This is a genomic window from Polymorphobacter sp. PAMC 29334 (genome assembly GCF_019431245.1).
Taxonomy (GTDB): domain Bacteria; phylum Pseudomonadota; class Alphaproteobacteria; order Sphingomonadales; family Sphingomonadaceae; genus Polymorphobacter_B; species Polymorphobacter_B megasporae.
The window spans coordinates 1,325,263-1,341,980 of sequence record NZ_CP080243.1 but is presented as its reverse complement, the minus strand read 5'-3'; the positions used below and the strand labels follow the sequence as shown (position 1 = coordinate 1,341,980).

The window sequence follows — 16,718 nt, the reverse complement described above, 5'->3', positions numbered from 1 at the left end:
GCGCGGCCGCCCGGCGGCCTGCCGTCGTGACAACGACACATGGGGTGGGTATCGCAGCATGACTCGGGTCGCGGCGGCGTGATCGACAGCAGGGGAAGATCGATGCCGGTGGCGCAATGCAGCTGTGGTGGCCTGACCGCCACGGTCGACGCCTATTCGCCGGTGGTCGCGGCGTGCCATTGCCTCGCGTGCCAGCGCCGGTCGGGGTCGCCCTTCGGCACCGCCGCTTACTTTCCGGTCGAGGCGGTGACGATCACGGGTGAGCGTCGCGAGTGGACGCGCGCGACCGCGAGCGGATCGACCGCAACGACGAGTTTCTGCCCGACGTGCGGTGGCACCATCGCGCTCGCGCTCGCGCGGCGTCCCGAAATGATCGGCATTCCGATCGGGACCTTCGCCGATCCGCACTACCCGTCGCCGATCCGGTCGGTCTGGGAAGAGGATAAGCACGACTGGGTCGAGGTCACCGCCTTCCAGCATTTTCCGCAAGGGTCCCAGTGATGCGTTCGCTTATCGTCGCCGTCGCGCTCACGATCGCAGCGCCCGCTGCTGCACGATCGCCGAGCATCCCCGTTGCCGACGCCCCTGAACTTGCCGCGCTGGGGCCGTCGGCGGTCGGGCTCGAGCATGTCACGGTAACGACGCCAGCGGGGCGCAGTCTCGATATCATGCTCTGGTATCCGGCGACGCCGGCCCCAAGCGCGAAGACCGAGACCTATGCCCGGACCCTGACCCCCGACGACTTTCCGCCGCTCGCCGTGACGACCGAGGGGATCGCGGTCCCGGGCGCACCCGCCAAGCCGGGCCGCCTGCCGCTCGTCATCATCAGCCACGGCTTCGGCGGCTGGGCCGGGGGCATGACCTACCTCGCCGAGAACATCGCGTCGAAGAACTACATCGTTGCGGCGATCGACCATGCCGACGGCCAGGGTGGCGTCAACGGCGGCGGCGCGGCGGGGCGGCTCAAGCGCGTCGCCGGCACGATCATCAACCGCGCGCGCGACCAGGAGGCGGTGCTGTCCGCCCTTGCCGCGCGCGCCGCCGACCCCAAGGACGCGATCGGCCGCCGGATCGATGCCAGCAACATCGCCGTCATCGGCTATTCGATGGGCGGCTTCGGCGTGCTCGCGACCGCGGGCGCGGCATACGACAAGAACGCCCCGACCGTCGCCCCGCTCGGCGGGCGGCTCGATGACCAGACTGTCCGCGTCGTCGATCCGCGCCTGAAGGCGATCGTCGCGATCGCGCCATGGGGCGGCCAGCCGGCGTTCCGGTCGTGGACGCCCGAAAGCGTCGCCGCGATCAAGGTGCCGTCGCTGTTCATCGCCGGGGATCACGACGACGTCGCGCAATATCCCGACGGCATCCGCTGGCTGTACGACCATGCGACCGGGTCGAACCGCTGGCTGCTCGTCTACCGCGAGGCGCGGCACAATACCGGCGGCAACCCGCCGATGCCCGAGACGCGCGACCGCCCCGACATGGCCGAAAGCTTTGCCGAGCCGGTGTGGCGGGCCGAGCGGATCAACGCGATCAACCAGCATTTCATCACCGCCTTCCTCGACCGCTTCCTCAAGGGCGACGCGAAGCACGGCGCGTATCTCGACGTCCCGACGGTCGACGGCGACGCGGCGACGTGGGCGGATGCGCCGCGCGGTTACGCCGGACCGGCGCAGACGACCTACTGGCCCGGCTTCCAGCGCCGCTGGCTCCTCGGCCTCGAACTCCACCACGACGCGGCGAAGTGACAGGGGGCGATTCACGGGCTGACAAGCGCACGTTCCACACCCTCGACGGGCTGCGTGGCATCGCGGCGCTCGCAGTGGTGTTCCGGCATATCCCCGAGAATGCGATCGGGAACCTGACGCCCGAAAGCTATCTCGCGGTCGATTTGTTTTTCATCCTCAGCGGCTTCGTCCTCGCGCACGCCTATGAGGCGCGGCTACGAGCGGGGATGGGGATCGTCGATTTCTTCGCCGCCCGGCTGATCCGGCTCTATCCGCTCTACCTCGTCGCGAGCCTGATCACGCTGCTGATCGTCTTCGTCCCGGCAATGCCCGGCCATTACCACCCGCCCGCCCCGACGCTGCGCGACATCGTCTTTGCGCTGTTCTTCGTGCCGCAGATCGATGCGGCGCAGCCCAACCTCAGCCTGTATCCGCTTGTCGGACCGGCATGGTCGCTCGCCTTCGAACTGGCGGCGAACCTCGTCTTCTCGGTCGTCGCGCCTTACCTCGGCAAGTGGCTGCTCGCCTTGATCGTTGCCGCCGGGGCGGCCTTGCTGATCGCCGCCGCGTGGTATTTCGACTCGATCGACGTCGGCTATATGCAGGCAAACGTCTGGGGCGGAATCGGACGAGTCGGCTTCGGCTTCTTCGCCGGGGTCGCCGCATACCGGCTGTGGCGCGCCGAGGCGCTGCCGTGGCTCCGGATCCCGCCGTGGGCGGCGATCGGCGTCGTCGTCGCGATCTTCGCGGTCGAGCCGGCTCAATATCAGGCCCTGCGCGATACCGTGGCGATTCTTCTAATGCCTGCGCTCGTCCTCGCCAGTGCACGAAACGAGCCGGGGCGTTGGCTCGCGCGGCCGTTCGCGATCGCGGGCGGCGCGTCGTACGGCATCTACGTCCTCCACAAACCGATCGAGTCTTGGTTCGAGACGCTGCTGCCGTGGCGGCGCGTCCTCGTCTACGACGGGCTTGGATCGTGGGGAGCAGTCGCGCTCGTCGCTTTGGTCTTCGTTACGGCGCTTTTGCTCGACCGGTTTTACGACCGCCCTGTCCGTCAACGCCTGACCGCCATGTGGCGCGGTGTGCGAGAGGACTACCACAGCGCGCCGCGAGTGCTTAGATAGGCGCACGAACACGCCCGAGGGGACCTGTGATGGCCAGCGAAGCACCGATCGTCCTGACGCCGCCTGTGCCCGTCGCACCGGTTGCCGCCTCGCGTGCCGGCGGGCTGGTCCCGGTCAGCGACAAGGCGGCGAGCGAGTTGGACGCGCGCGCCGAGGCCTTCGTCACCGACCTCGTCGCTTTGGACGCCGCCTCCCCCGAGTTCGGCCGCAAGGTCGACGAACTGACGGCATTGGGCGCGAAGCAGATCGCCGACGCCGCCGGGCAGACCAACCGCTTCCTCGACAAGCCGGTCCGCGCGATGGACAAGGACACCGGCATCGGCAGCGACCTCACCGCGCTGCGCCAGACCGTCGAGGATCTCGACCCGTCGAAGCGCGGCAAGCTGACGAGCCGCAAGAAATTGTTCGGCCTGATCCCCTTCGGCGGCGACAAGCTCCGCGACTATTTCGACAGCTACAAGTCGGCGCAGTCGCACATCTCGACGATCCTCGAGCGGCTGAAGGACGGCAAGGACGAGCTGCTGACCGATAACGCCGCGGTCGACGTCGAGCGGGCGAACCTGTGGACGACGATGGGCAAGCTCGAGCAGATGGTCCACGTCTCGAAGACGCTCGACGCCAAGCTCGAGGACAAGGCGAACGAGCTTGACTACACCGATCCGGCGAAGGCCAAGGCGATCCGCGAGAGCGCGTTGTTCTACGTCCGGCAGCGCACGACCGACCTGCTCACCCAGATGGCGGTTTCGGTGCAGGGCTATCTCGCGCTCGACCTCGTCAAGAAGAACAATGTCGAGCTGATCAAGGGTGTCGACCGCGCGTCGACGACCACCGTCGCCGCGCTGCGCACCGCGGTTACCGTCGCGCAGGCGCTAACCGCGCAGAAGCTCGTGCTCGAACAGATCGGTGCGCTCAACACGACGACGGCGAAGATGATCGACGGCACCGGCGAACTCCTCCGCACCCAGACCGGGGTCATTCACCAGCAGGCGGCCAGTTCGACGATCCCGATCGAGACGCTCCAGCGCGCGTTCCAGAACATCTACGCGACGATGGACGCGATCGACACGTTCAAGGTCCAGGCGCTTGCGTCGATGAAGACCACGGTCGATACGCTCGGGGTCGAGGTCGAGAAATCGCGCGGCTATATCGCGCGTTCGGCCGGGCAGGCGCAGTTGAGCAGCCCGGCGGCGGCAACCCAGATTTCTTCGTCGTTCGCCCCCGTCTGATGGCGAAGTTCCGCGACTTCGAGGAGCGGATGGAGCGTTTCGACGAGGTGATGTCGCGCATCCCGATGCTCCAGCCGATTAGCGATATCCTGCGCGAGGGCCGAGCCGGGCGTGATGTCCGGCGGCGGCGGGCGCAGCGCAAGGCGCAGCGCATCGGCCAGAAGGCAATGCGAATGGCGCTGACCGTCATCGCGGTGCTCGTCGGTTCGGTGATGTGGGGACTGCTCGTCGGGCCGATCGGGATCGGCGCGTTCATGGCAGTGATCCTTGCGACGATCTGTCTGCTGATCGCGCTCGGCACCTATCCGCGCGATACCGCGCCCGAACCGGTCAAGCTCGCCACCGCCAAGCCCGCCGTGCTGCCGGCGCAGGTCGATGCGTGGCTCGACGCCAAGCGCCGGTCGCTGCCGCTGCTTGCCGCGCCGAAGGTCGATGCGATCTCGGCGCAATTGGCGGCGCTCGGACCGCAACTCGCGAGCGTTCCGGCAGGCGACCCGACCGCGCTCGAGTTGAACCGCCTCCTCGGCAAGCACCTCCCCGAACTCGTCGACCGCTACGAGAAGGTCGCGCCCGCGCAGCGAAAAACGGCGACCGTCCCTGGAGGCCCGACGATCGAGCGGCAGCTGGTCGATGGCCTTGGGCTGATCGAGGCCGAACTCGTGCGGGTCAACGACCGGCTCGGCGCCGACGACCGCGACGCGTTCCTTGTCCAGGGCAAGTTCCTCGAAAACCGCTACGGCAAGGACGGCACGCTCGGATCGTGACGCTTGCATTCGACGTCATCGTCCTCGGCGCCGGAGCCGCCGGCATGATGGCCGCCGCGACCGCCGGCGCACGCGGGAAGCGCGTCCTCCTCCTCGACCACGCCGACGAGCCGGGGAAGAAGATCCTGATTTCGGGCGGCGGACGGTGCAACTTCACCAACATCGGCGCGACCCCCGACCGCTTCCTGTCGGCCAACCCGCATTTCGCCCGCTCGGCGCTCGGGCGCTACACCCCGGCGGACTTCGTCGCGCTCGTCGAGAAGCACGGCATCGCCTATCACGAGAAGACGCTCGGGCAGTTGTTCTGCGACGGGTCGGCCCGGCAGATCGTCGCGCTGCTCGTCGACGAATGCGATGCGGCGCACGTCGAGACGCGGCTCGGCCACCGCATCAGTGCGGTCGACCATGACGGCGGCGGCTTCCGCGTCGCCACCGATCACGGCGACTTCACCGCCTCCGCTTTGATCCTCGCCACCGGCGGCCCGGCGATCCCCAAGCTCGGCGCGACCGGCTTCGCCTATGACGTCGCGCGCAAGTTCGGCTTGAAGATCGTCGAGCCGCGCCCTGGCCTCGTCCCGCTGACGTTCAGCACCGACCTGCTCGACCTGTGCCGCGGCTTGAGCGGGGTCGCGGTCGACGCCGTCACCTCGATCGGCAAGACCGTATTCAAGGAGGCTCTGCTGTTCACCCACCGCGGCCTGTCGGGTCCGGCGATCCTGCAGATCTCGTCCTACTGGCACGGCGGCGCAGTGACGCTCGATCTCGCCCCCGGGGTCGACGTCGGCGCGTGGCTGCGCGACCGCCGCCGCACCCGACCGCGCGCCGAGGGAGCGACGTTGCTCGGCGAGTTGCTCCCTTCGCGGCTGGCGAGCGCGCTGAGCACGCGGCTAGGGCTCGGCGGCACGCTCGCCAATCTCAACGACCGCGCGCTCGACGCGGCGGCGGCGGGGGTGTCGGCGTTCAGCGTCGTCCCGACCGGCACCGAGGGCTTCGCCAAGGCCGAGGTCACGACGGGCGGCATCGACACCGCCGGGCTGAGTTCGAAGACAATGGGCGCGAGCGCGGTGCCGGGATTGTATGCGATTGGCGAGGCGGTCGACGTCACCGGCTGGCTGGGGGGGTATAATTTCCAGTGGGCGTGGGCGAGCGGGGTCGCGGCGGGCAACGCGGTTTGAGTTGACCGGCTAACTATGGCTTAACCCGGCAAAGGCCCGGCGAGGTCATGGGGAGTAAGCGATGCGTGTCTGGCAGAAATCGGCGGTCGGGCTGGTCGTGTTCCTCGTCCTCGTCGCGATCGGGTTGATCGTCTGGGAGCCGCTAACCGCCGCCTCCCCGGCCCCCGACACCAAGGTCGCGCACGACGCGCGCATCCGCCGCGACAGCTTCGGCGTCCCGCACATCGACGGCAAGACCGACGCCGACGTCGCCTACGGCCTCGCCTACGCCGAAGCCGAGGACGACTTCCACACGATCGAGGAGCTGCTTGCCGCGATTCGCGGGCGGTCGGCGGCGATCAGTGGGGCGGAGGGGGCGAAGATCGATTATGTCGGCGCGCTGATCGACGCGCGCGGCACCGCGGCGGCGAAGTACGACACGCTGTCGCCCGCGACCCGCGCGCTCGTCGAGGCGTATGCCGCCGGGATCAACCGCTACGCCGACACCCACGCGAGCGAGGTTCGGCTGTCGAACCTGTTCCCCGTCACCGGCCACGACGTCGTCGCGGGGTTCGCGCTGCGCTCGCCGTTCTTCTTCGGGCTCGACCGGACATTGGGCGCGCTGAGCGCCGACAAGCTGCCACCGCGCGACGCCTCCCCGGCGAGCGAGCGCGGCTCGAACGGCTTTGCGGTGACGGCGGCGCGGTCGACCGACGCCACGACGCGGCTGATCTCAAACTCGCACCAGCCGTGGACCGGCGGGGTCGCGTGGTACGAGGCGGTGGTCCATTCGGGCGAGGGCTGGGACTTCGCCGGGGCGCTGTTCCCCGGCGCGCCGTTCGTCCTGCTCGGGCACAACAAGACGCTCGGCTGGACCAACACCGTCAACCGTCCCGACCTGATCGACACCTACAAGCTCGTGATGAGCACCGACGGCACGCACTACCGCTACGACGGGCAATGGCTGCCGCTCGAGACGCACCGCGTCTGGCTCCGCGTCCGCTTCGGCCCGTTCGTCCTGCCGGTCCCCAAGACGATCGCTCGGTCGCGGCAGGGGCCGGTCGTGACCAACAAGTTGGGCAGCTTCGCGGTGCGCTACACCGGCTTCGGCGACGTCCGCCAGATCGAGCAATATTACCGGCTCAACAAGGCGCGTGATTTCGGCGAATGGCGCGCGGCAATGGCGATGCAGGCGGTTCCGGCGACCAACTTCATCTATGCCGACGCCGCGGGGCACATCGCGATGGTCTATAATGCGCTGTTCCCGCACCGCACGCCCGGGTTCGACTGGCTTGGCGTCCTGCCCGGCGACACCTCGCGTGACGTCTGGACGGGCTACGAGCCCGTCACCGCCGACCCGATCGTGGTCGACCCGAAAAGCGGCTGGGTGGCGAATTCGAACAACACGCCGTTCGTCGCCACCGGCGCGGGCGATAATCTCGACCCGAGCAGCTTCCTGCCCGCACAGGGCATCGAGACGTACATGACCAACCGCGCCTACCGCTTCCGCGACCTGTTCGCCGGGGTGGGGGCGGCGAAGATCAGCCGCGAGGACCTGCTGCGGATCAAGTTCGACAAGGGCTATTCGCGCCAGTCATGGGCGGGGACATGGCTGGCGCGGGTGCTCGCGGTCGACCCGAGGGGCGATGCCAATCTGGTGAAGGCGCAGGCGCTGCTGCGGACATGGGACTGGAAGCTCGACGGCGCGAACGCGGCCGACACGCTGGCGATGTTCGTCCTGTCGTCGGCGGCGGGACAGGGCTATCGCGGCGACCCGCTACCCGATGCGCATGAAAAGCTCGCCGCCGACGTCGCCTTCCTGATGACGCACGCGCACCGGCTCGACCCGCCACTGGGCGACATGCTGCGGGTTATTCGCGGGACGACCAACGTGCCGATCCTCGGCGGGCCGGAGGAACTGCGCGCGGTATATTCGAAGATTGACGACAAGCGCGGCAAGCGCGTTGCCGATCTCGGCGACAGCTACATCATGCTCGTCGAGTGGAAGGACGGGCAGGTCCATTCGGAGTCGATCAGCCCGTACGGGGCGGCGATCGAACGCCCCGGGTCGCGGCATTACAGCGACCAGAGCGCGATGTTCGCGGCGGAAAAGTTCAAGCCGGTGTGGTTCAGCGAGGCGGAACTGGCGGGGCACGTCGAGCGGGATTATCGGCCGTGACGTCTAACTCCTCCCCCGAAGACGGGGGAGGAGTTAGACGTGTCGCATCTCCCTTACCGACTCGCGGTCTGCGCCGCCCCGGTCACGCGCCAGACCTTGTTGCCGACGTCGTCGGCCACCAGCAGCCCGCCCTTTGCATCGATCGTCACTCCGACCGGGCGGCCCTGTGCCTTGCCGTCCGCCGTCAGGAACCCGGTCAACACATCGACCGCTGGGCCGCTCGGCTTGCCGTCGGCGAACGGCACGAAAATGACCTTGTAGCCGCTGAACGGCTTGCGGTTCCATGAGCCGTGCTGGCCGACGAACGCGCCGTCGGCATACGCCGCGGGCAGTGCCGAATCGCCCTTGGCAAAGGTCAGCCCGAGCGAGGCGGTGTGCGGCCCGAGGGCATAGTCGGGCTTGATCGCGCGGGCGACGAGGTCGGGGCGCTGGTCCTTGACGCGGACGTCGACGTGCTGGCCGTAATAGCTGAACGGCCAGCCGTAGAAGCCGCCGTCGGTAACGCTCGTCATATAGTCGGGGACGAGGTCGGAGCCGATCTCGTCGCGCTCGTTGACCGCGGTCCACAATTTGCCCGACGCCGGCTCCCAGCCCATCCCGTTCGGATTGCGCAGGCCGCTGGCGAAGATACGGTGGGTCCCGGTCTTGAGGTCGATCGCCCAGATCGCGGCGCGCCCGGTCTCGGCGGCGAGGCCGTTGTCGCCGACGTTCGAGTTCGACCCTACCGTCGCGTACAGCGTCGCGCCGTCGCGGCTGGCGAGGATGTTTTTGGTCCAGTGGTGGTTGATCAGTCCGGCGGGCAGGTCGACGACCTTGGTGCCCGGAGCCGTGATCGTGGTCGCGCCCGGCGTATAGGCGAACTTGAGCACCGCGTCGGTGTCGGCGACATAAAGGTCGTTGCCGACCAGCGCCATGCCGAACGGCGAGTTGAGCCCTTTGAGGAACACGGTCTTGACGTCGGCGACCCCGGTCCCCTTCGTGTCCCGAAGCAGGGTAATACGGTTCGGGCTCGCCACCGTCGCCCCGGCGCGGCCCATGATCAGCCCCTGGACCCAGCCCTTGATACCCTTGCTATCCTCGGGCTTCGGCGGCGAATTCGTCTCGGCGACAAGGACATCGCCGTTCGGCAGGACGTACAGCCAGCGCGGATGATCGAGTCCCTCGGCAAAGGCAGCGACCTGCAGCCCGGGACCCGCCACCGGCTTCGCGCCTGCTGCCCACCGTTGGACCGAGGCGACGTTGACCGTCGGCAGCAAGGTCGCGTTCGGCGCAGGCAGCGACGGGTTGGCCCCCATCCCCGACGCGACCGGGAGGGTCGCCTTCTCGCCGCACGCCGACAGGGCCAGCGCCGCGAGGGCGATCGGATAGAGATGGCGCATAATCGAGGGTCCCGTCGGTGTGGAGGTCAACGCCACGCCACCATCGCCGTTCCGGGCAGTTCAGGCAAAGCCGAGGATCGCATCAGCCAGTTCGGCCGTCCGATGGAGCGGGAGGAAATGGTCGACTCCGTCGAAGCGCGTGACCGTCACCCCCGGCAGCGCTGCAATCGCCGCCGCATCGGTCGGGTTGACCGTGCTGCGTTCGGTGCCGTGGAGCACGGTCAGCCCGCCGCGCCATCCGGTCACCGCCGCCTCGAGCCGGGGTGACACCGCGGCGAAGGTGGCCGACTCCCACGCCGGTGCGCAGGCAAGTTCGACCTGCCCGTCGTTGCGGTCACGCAAACCCCCGTCGAGATACGCGTCGAGCGCGCCGTCGGGCCATGAAGCAAAGACCCCGCGTCCGTCGTACGCCGCGCGAATCGCATCGCGCGACGGCCAGACGGCGCGGCGGCGGAGCGCCTGTTCGGCGAGCGGATTGCCCCCGGGCCGCGCCGGGTTCCAGTCGGCGGCGGCGGCGAACACGACGAATGCAGGTTCGGCCATGACGACCGCGCGGACGGTGCCGGGCATCCTCGCCGCGCACTCCATGCTGACCGTCGCCCCCATCGAATGCCCCGCGAGGATCAGCACCGGCGGCACCGGCAGGACCGCGAGCAGCGCGGCGAGATCGTCGGCATAAGTCGCCCAGCTCGTCATGTCCGCCGGATCGGCCGCGAGCCGCGTCGCGCCATGCCCGCGCGAATCGCTCGCGACGACGTTGACGTGGGGAGTCAGGCGATCGAACAGCGGGTGGTAGAGCGCCGCGCACATGCCGGTCGCGTGGGCGAAATGAACCAGCGGTGCCGCCGGACCGGCCGCAAACGACTCGATCGTCGCCACGGTCCCGAGGACTGTTTCACGAAATTTATGCTGCATCGGCGCGGTTATGCCAGATGCGCGGTCCGGCTCCTAGCGACTGGCCTCACGCTGAAGATAAGTGTTCGCCGTCGGATGCGCCGCGGGCGGCAAGAGCACGAGACGGCGCGCGCCGACCCACACTTCAACAGCGCTCCCGTTGCCGAAGCCGCGCGCATGAACCACGGCAGCCTCGTCGCTGGGCAGGCGAAGCACCTGCGCGGTGTCGACGACGCCACCAGCGTTCAGCTTGAAGAACCGGTAGTCCAGCATTCGATCCCCACTCAAAAAGTGGCCACGCGATTAAATTTTATAGTAAACTTCTATTTACGTTGAAGCAACAGGCAGCGTCGGCGTCGCGAACTTTCATTTCCGGCGCGATATGACATTCCGGCGAAGGACTTGCCGCCGATGCGCGCCTCCGGCATCGTACGGTTATGGCGGGACGTTGGCGTACGGCGGTGGTGGCGATGGGGGTGGCCGTGTTCGGCGCGCTGCTCACCGGGCGTGCCGGCGGCGACCCGCCACCCACAGTCGCGGCGTTTGCCCCCGCCGGATCGGTCGAACGCGTCGAGCAGATCAAGCTCCGCTTTGCCACCCTGATGGTCGCGTTCGGCGACCCGCGCCTGCCCGCCCCGGTTGCGGGAAACTGCAGCGAAGGCGCGACCGGCCGCTGGGTCGACGCGCAAAATTATGCGATCGATCTGCCCGCGCCGCTCAGCGGCGGGCGCCGCTGCACCTACGACCTGACGCCGGGGATCAAGGATGCGCGGGGCGCGGAGCTGACCGGGCAAAAGCGCTTCGTCTTCGATACCGGCGGCCCGAACATCCGCGTCGCCGTCCCCAACGACGGCGCCGGGCAGATCGAGGAGGACCAGGTCTTCCTTCTCGCACTCAATGCTGCACCGACCCCGGCGTCGGTGACCGCCGGTGCGTCGTGCATTATCGACGGCGTCGGCGAAGCCGTGCCGCTCGACATCCTGCCCGACGCGACGCGAGCAAAGATCACCGACGGCGCCGAGCAGGATTACCGGATGCGCCGCTTCCTGCTCCGGGCCGGGGCGATCGCGCCCGAAGCCGATTCGGGCGAGACGCCGCAGCCCAAGGCCGTCGTCGTCGCCGCGCAGTGCCGCCGCGCGCTGCCGTCGGGCGGTCGCGTCGCGATCGTATGGAATGCCGGCATCCGCACCGCCGACGGTCTCGCCACGCTCCGCCCGCGCCGCCTCGACTTCACCGTCCGCCCGGCGTTCAGCGCGCGCTTCGAGTGCAGCCGGGCTAACCCCGCCGCCGCGTGCTCGCCGATCGAGCCGATGACGGTGCGCTTTGCCGGGCAGGTCCCTGCCGCCATCGCCCGCGGCGTCAAGCTGGTCGACGCGAGCGGCAAGGAGCTCGCCGCGACGCCGATCAAGGACCACGTCCAGACCGTCGATTCGGTCGAGTTCAAGGGCCCGTTCGCGGAGCGCACCAAGTTCCGCGTCGTCATGCCCGCCAACCTTGCCGACGACGCCGGGCGCCCGCTGGTCAACGCCGCGCGCTTCCCGCTCGACGTCGCCACCGATGACGCCCCGCCGCTGGTCAAGTTCGCTTCGACCTTCGGCATCATCGAAGCAGCCGAGGGCGGCGTTCTGCCCGTCACAGTCCGCGCGGTCGAAAGCAGGCTCGGCGGCAGCGACGCGGGGCCACTCGGCGGGCGCGACGTCTCGGTCACCACCGATGCCGCGGTCGCCGCCTGGCTGGTGCGGCTCAACGATGCCGAGGAACGGACGCAGGACGAGGAGCCGATCGCCGGGACCGACCGGGTCAAGCGCATCGAAACCACCCGCAACACCCCGCTGATCGCTGCCGCCGCCCCCGCGCGCCATTTCACGATCGACCGTCGCGACCCGCGCGCGTTCGAGGTTGTCGGCATTCCGCTGTCGGGGCGCGGCTTCCACGTCGTCGAGCTTGCCTCCCCCCGGCTCGGCGCGGCGCTGCTCGGCCGCGGCGAGACGCGCTATGTCGCGACCGGCGCGCTCGTCACCGACATGGCGGTCCACTTCCAATGGGGCCGCGGCCGCAGCCTTGCGTGGGTCACCCACCTTGCCGACGCCAGCCCGGTTGCGGGAGCGAAGATCGCGGTGCTCGACAGCTGCACCGGCAAGCTGTTCTGGCAGGGGATGACCGACGCGAGCGGCCGCGCCGCGATCGGCGACGTCCTCCCCGAGCCCTCGTCGTACGGCAATTGCAAATACGGCCCCGCCGCGCTGATGGTCAGCGCCCGGACCGCTGACGATTACAGCTTCACCCTGACCGACTGGAACAAGGGCATCGCGCCCGGTGATTTCAGCCTCGACACCGGCTACGGCTTCGACCGCACCGCATGGCACACCGTGTTCGATCGCACGCTGTTCCGCGCCGGCGAGCGGGTGTCGATGAAGCATATCATTCGCGCGCGGACCGATGCGGGTTTCGCCCCCGCCGACCACCTCGTCGACCCGACGATCATCATCCGCCACCTCGGCTCCGACCAGACCTACGAGCTCGACACCCAGATCGGAGCCGACGGCATCGGCGAGAACGCGTGGTCGATCCCCGCCGCCGCCGCGCTCGGCGAATATTCGGTCGAGATCGGCGAGCGCGGCAGCAGCCAGCGCCACGATTCGGGGCACTTCACCGTCGAGGAATTCCGCCTGCCGACGATCCGCGCGCGGGTCGAGGGGCCGCGCACCCCGCAGGTCGCGCCGACGCAAGTCGCGATCGACCTCAGCCTCGCCTATCTGTCGGGCGGCGCGGTCAACAAGGCCCCGGTCAAGCTGCGCACCCTCGTCCAGCCACGCGACCTGACGATCGCCGACTATCCCAAATACAGTTTCACCGGCGAGGACATCGTCCCCGGCATTGTTCGCCTCGACGGCAGCGACGAGCCCGGCACCCCGACCGCGACCCGCGCCCGCGTCGACCCGGTGACGCTGTCGCCGAACGGCACCGCGCGGATCACGATCGACAAATTGACCCCGGTGACGGTGCCGTCGACCCTCGTCGCCGAGATGGACTACGACGACGCCAATGGCGAGGTCGCCACCGCCAAGGGCTCGGTCAGCCTCGACCCCGCGAGCGTCCGGATCGGCATCGCCAAGGACGGCTGGATCGCCAAGTCCGACGACGTGCGGTTGAACCTCGTCGCGCTCGACCTCGCCAACAAGCCCGTCCGCGGGCAGAAGATCAGCGTTCAATTGTTCAGCCGCGAGACCTATTCGTACCGCAAGCGGCTTATCGGCGGCTTCTACAGCTACGACAACAGCCGCGAGACGAAGAAGATCGGCGGCGGCTGCAGCGGCACCACCGACGACAAGGGGATGCTCGGCTGCAAGATCGACGCCGGGGTGTCGGGCGAGGTCATCGCCCTCGCCACCGCGACCGACGGTGCAGGCCATGTCGCCCGCGCGACGCAGTCGCTGTGGCTCGCGGGCGACGACGACTGGTGGTTCGGCGGCGACAACGGCGACCGCATGGACGTCGTCCCCGAGGCCCCCGAATATGCCGCCGGGGGAACCGCGCGGCTCCAGGTGCGGATGCCGTTCCGCGAGGCGACCGCGCTCGTCAGCGTGCTGCGCGACGGCGTGATCGACAGCTTCGTGACGACGCTGTCGGGCAAGGACGCGGTCGTCGAGGTCAAGCTCAAGCGCGGCTATGCCCCCGACGTCTATGTCTCGGTCCTCGCGGTGCGCGGGCGAGTCGCCGGCTGGCGGCTGTGGCTCGCCGACCTCGCGCGCCGCTGGAACCTGCCGTGGATCAGCCGCGAAGCCGCCTCGCCGACGAGCCTCGTCGACCTCGCCAAGCCGTCGTACCGCTTCGGCATGGCGAAGATCCGCGTCGGCTGGGACGACCATCGCCTCGCGGTCAAGGTGGCGACCGACGCCCCGAGCTACGCCGTCCGCAAGGTCGCGCAGACGGTGGTGCAGGTCACCCCGCCGAAGGGCCGCACCCTCCCCGCCGGGAGCGAGATCGCCTTCGCCGCTGTCGACGAGGCGCTGCTCCAGCTCCACGGCAACGACAGCTGGGACGTGCTGACCGCGATGATGGCCGACCGCCCGCTCGCGGTGCTGACCTCGACCGCGCAGACGCAGGTCGTCGGCAAGCGCCATTACGGCCGCAAGGCGGTCGCTGCCGGAGGCGGCGGCGGCGAGGGTGAGGGCGGCACCGTCCGGCGCGACTTCAACCCGCTGCTGCTGTGGCGCGGGCGCGTGCCGCTCGATGCGCAGGGCCGCGCCGCAATTCCGGTGACGCTCAACGACTCGCTCAGCGCCTTCCGCCTCGTCGCGATCGCCACCGGCGGCAGCGACCTGTTCGGCACCGGCAGCGCGGTGGTCCGGACGACGCAGGACCTCCAGTTGCTCGCCGGGGTGCCGCCGCTGGTCCGCGAGGGCGACCGCTACACCGCGACGGTCCTTGTGCGTAACGCGACCAACAAGCCGTTCCGCGTCACCGTCGGCGGTAGCGCCGGGGCCGCCCCTTTAGCGAACCGAATCGTCGACGTCCCCGCGGGCAATGCGACGACGGTGGCGTGGGACGTCGCCGCGCCCGCGACCAGCGGACCGGTCGCGTGGGCGATTAACGCGCAGGCAACGACCGGGGCAAAGGACGCCGTGCGCGTCGCGCAGTCGGTCATCCCCGCGGTGCCGGTCGAGACGCTGCAGGCGACATTGCTCCAGGTCGACAAGCCGCAGTCGTTCCCCGTCGCCCTCCCCGCCGGCGCGCTCCCCGGTCGCGGCGGGATCGACGTCGCGCTCAGCCGCTCGCTCGGCGGCTCGCAGCCGGGGGTCCGCGCGTACATGGCGGCGTACCCATACGACTGTATCGAGCAGCGGCTGTCGGTCGCCGTCGCCACCGGCGACCGGGCAAAGTGGGACGCGACGACGGCGTTGCTCCCCGCATATCTCGACCGCGACGGGCTCGTCCGATTCTTCCCCGCCGACTGGATCGCGGGCGACGATTCGCTAACCGGCTATATCCTGCGGCTGTCCGCCGAGAGCGGCTGGCCGCTGCCCGACGACGCGCGGGGCAAGATGATCGCCGGGCTGACCGGCTTCGTCGGCGGCAAAGTCGCGCGGTCGCATGAGAACGTCCTCGTCGTCGAGAAGGGCAAGGGCATCGTCGGCACCGCAAGCTTCGACGGCGAAGGCGCATCGCGGCGGCTCGGCGCGGTCGCGGCGCTGCTCAGCGCCGGCGCGGCGACCCCGGCTATGCTCGAGCCGCTGTCGGTCGCCCCCGATGCGTGGCCGACCGCGACGCTGATCGACTGGGTCACGGTTCTCCGTCTGCCCGGCATTCCCGACGCCCCGGGCAAGCTCCAACAGGCGCTCAACGTCCTCCGCGCCCGGCTCGACCTGCAGGGGACGCGGCTGACGATCACCCGCGCCGACGACCAGTGGCAGCTGCTCAGCTCGCCCGACCTGACTGCGGCACGGCTGCTGCAGGCGGTCGTCGGCCTGCCCGACTGGAAGGCCGACGTCCCCCGCATCGCGCGCGGGCTGATGCTCGACCAATCGCGCGGGCATTGGGATTCGACCCCGGCGAACGCGATCGGGACACTGGCGATGCGCGGCTTCGCGGCGGCGTTCGAGGGGGCGCCGGTCAGCGGCACGACGACCGCCGCGCTCGGAACCGCGTCGCACGCCTTCGCCTGGACCGCCGCCGCGCCGCCGCTCGCGACCCTGCCGTGGCCGAGCGGATCGGCGCCGTTCACGCTGACCCACGCCGGGACCGGCGCACCATGGGCGATCGTCACATCGCGCGCCGCGGTGCCGCTAACCGCGCCGCTCGCCAGCGGCTTTGCCGTCCGGCGATCGGTCGCGCCGGTGACACAAGCCGTCGCGGGACACTGGAGCCGAGGCGACGTGATGAAGGTCCGCGTCGAGGTGACCCCGCGCGCGCCGCTGCAATGGGTGGTGATCAACGACCCGGTCCCGGCGGGCGCGACGATCCTCGGCGGGTCGCTCGGCGGGCGCAGCGAGATCCTCGCGACCGAGGCGACGACCGGGGTCCAGCCGACCTTCGTCGAGCGCCGCACCGACGCGGTCCACGCGCATTACGAGAGCATGCCCAAGGCGATGGTCGCGTATGAATACACCGTCCGGCTGAACAGCGCGGGCGTGTTCCGCCTGCCGCCGACGCGGGTCGAGGCGCTGTATTCGCCCGAGATGATGGCGCTGGTCCCGAACGCCCCGGTCGAGGTGGCGGCGCGGCCTTGAACGAAGCGGGGAACGTTCCCCCTGCCCCTCCGTCATCCCGG

At 69.5% G+C, this 16,718-nt stretch carries 11 protein-coding genes; 8 read left to right on the top strand and 3 right to left on the bottom strand.

Features of this window, described 5'->3' with window-relative positions:
* The first annotated feature begins 102 nt into the window (after positions 1-102).
* The 7 genes from KZX46_RS10275 (at position 103) to KZX46_RS10245 (ending at position 8,174) form a co-directional block, all read left to right on the top strand.
* Entirely contained in the window at positions 103-501 is a 399-nt protein-coding gene (locus KZX46_RS10275) for a GFA family protein (protein ID WP_216709099.1), read from the top strand.
* Positions 501-1,748 carry a dienelactone hydrolase gene (locus KZX46_RS10270; protein WP_219776498.1) on the top strand — a complete coding sequence of 416 codons (1,248 nt, stop codon included), beginning with the start codon at positions 501-503 and terminating at the stop codon, positions 1,746-1,748. The genes KZX46_RS10275 and KZX46_RS10270 overlap by 1 nt, the downstream gene beginning before the upstream one ends.
* Positions 1,745-2,851: an acyltransferase gene (locus tag KZX46_RS10265; protein ID WP_219776497.1), complete on the top strand. Its 1,107-nt coding sequence runs from the start codon at positions 1,745-1,747 to the stop codon at positions 2,849-2,851. Before KZX46_RS10270 ends, KZX46_RS10265 begins: the two co-directional genes overlap by 4 nt.
* 29 nt (positions 2,852-2,880) lie before the next feature.
* Entirely contained in the window at positions 2,881-4,077 is a 1,197-nt protein-coding gene (locus KZX46_RS10260; RefSeq protein ID WP_219776496.1) for a toxic anion resistance protein, read from the top strand.
* Positions 4,077-4,841: a hypothetical protein gene (locus KZX46_RS10255; protein WP_219776495.1), complete on the top strand. Its 765-nt coding sequence runs from the start codon at positions 4,077-4,079 to the stop codon at positions 4,839-4,841. Before KZX46_RS10260 ends, KZX46_RS10255 begins: the two co-directional genes overlap by 1 nt.
* Before the next feature lie 44 nt (positions 4,842-4,885).
* Positions 4,886-6,016, top strand: a complete 1,131-nt coding sequence (locus tag KZX46_RS10250; RefSeq protein ID WP_255615548.1) for an NAD(P)/FAD-dependent oxidoreductase — start codon at positions 4,886-4,888, stop codon at positions 6,014-6,016.
* Between the two features lie 61 nt (positions 6,017-6,077).
* Complete coding sequence (locus KZX46_RS10245; protein WP_219776494.1) at positions 6,078-8,174, top strand: penicillin acylase family protein; 2,097 nt, start codon at positions 6,078-6,080, stop codon at positions 8,172-8,174.
* A gap of 53 nt (positions 8,175-8,227) precedes the next feature.
* Here the strand turns inward: KZX46_RS10245 and KZX46_RS10240 are convergent, their stop codons facing one another.
* From KZX46_RS10240 to KZX46_RS10230, 3 genes are read right to left on the bottom strand one after another with little or no spacing between them, the layout of a single operon-like run.
* A complete protein-coding gene (locus KZX46_RS10240) occupies positions 8,228-9,553 on the bottom strand; it encodes a sorbosone dehydrogenase family protein (protein ID WP_219776493.1) in 1,326 nt (441 codons plus the stop codon).
* Positions 9,554-9,613: 60 nt separating this feature from the next.
* A complete protein-coding gene (locus tag KZX46_RS10235; RefSeq protein WP_219776492.1) occupies positions 9,614-10,468 on the bottom strand; it encodes an alpha/beta fold hydrolase in 855 nt (284 codons plus the stop codon).
* A gap of 33 nt (positions 10,469-10,501) precedes the next feature.
* Entirely contained in the window at positions 10,502-10,720 is a 219-nt protein-coding gene (locus tag KZX46_RS10230) for a hypothetical protein (protein ID WP_216709091.1), read from the bottom strand.
* A 164-nt stretch (positions 10,721-10,884) separates the two neighbouring features.
* Here KZX46_RS10230 and KZX46_RS10225 point away from each other — a divergent pair, with 164 nt between their 5' ends.
* Positions 10,885-16,677, top strand: coding sequence for an alpha-2-macroglobulin (locus tag KZX46_RS10225; protein WP_219776491.1), 5,793 nt, complete (start codon positions 10,885-10,887; stop codon positions 16,675-16,677).
* Positions 16,678-16,718: the final 41 nt, after the last annotated feature.

Excerpts from the sequence above, each read along its gene's own strand:
- KZX46_RS10275 (WP_216709099.1), top strand. The coding sequence starts at position 103 with ATGCCGGTGGCGCAATGCAGCTGTGGTGGCCTGACCGCCACGGTCGAC.
- KZX46_RS10235 (WP_219776492.1), bottom strand. The coding sequence starts at position 10,468 with ATGCAGCATAAATTTCGTGAAACAGTCCTCGGGACCGTGGCGACGATC.
- KZX46_RS10225 (WP_219776491.1), top strand. The coding sequence starts at position 10,885 with ATGGCGGGACGTTGGCGTACGGCGGTGGTGGCGATGGGGGTGGCCGTG.
- KZX46_RS10230 (WP_216709091.1), bottom strand. The coding sequence starts at position 10,720 with ATGCTGGACTACCGGTTCTTCAAGCTGAACGCTGGTGGCGTCGTCGAC.
- KZX46_RS10260 (WP_219776496.1), top strand. The coding sequence starts at position 2,881 with ATGGCCAGCGAAGCACCGATCGTCCTGACGCCGCCTGTGCCCGTCGCA.
- KZX46_RS10250 (WP_255615548.1), top strand. The coding sequence starts at position 4,886 with ATGATGGCCGCCGCGACCGCCGGCGCACGCGGGAAGCGCGTCCTCCTC.
- KZX46_RS10255 (WP_219776495.1), top strand. The coding sequence starts at position 4,077 with ATGGCGAAGTTCCGCGACTTCGAGGAGCGGATGGAGCGTTTCGACGAG.
- KZX46_RS10270 (WP_219776498.1), top strand. The coding sequence starts at position 501 with ATGCGTTCGCTTATCGTCGCCGTCGCGCTCACGATCGCAGCGCCCGCT.
- KZX46_RS10240 (WP_219776493.1), bottom strand. The coding sequence starts at position 9,553 with ATGCGCCATCTCTATCCGATCGCCCTCGCGGCGCTGGCCCTGTCGGCG.
- KZX46_RS10245 (WP_219776494.1), top strand. The coding sequence starts at position 6,078 with ATGCGTGTCTGGCAGAAATCGGCGGTCGGGCTGGTCGTGTTCCTCGTC.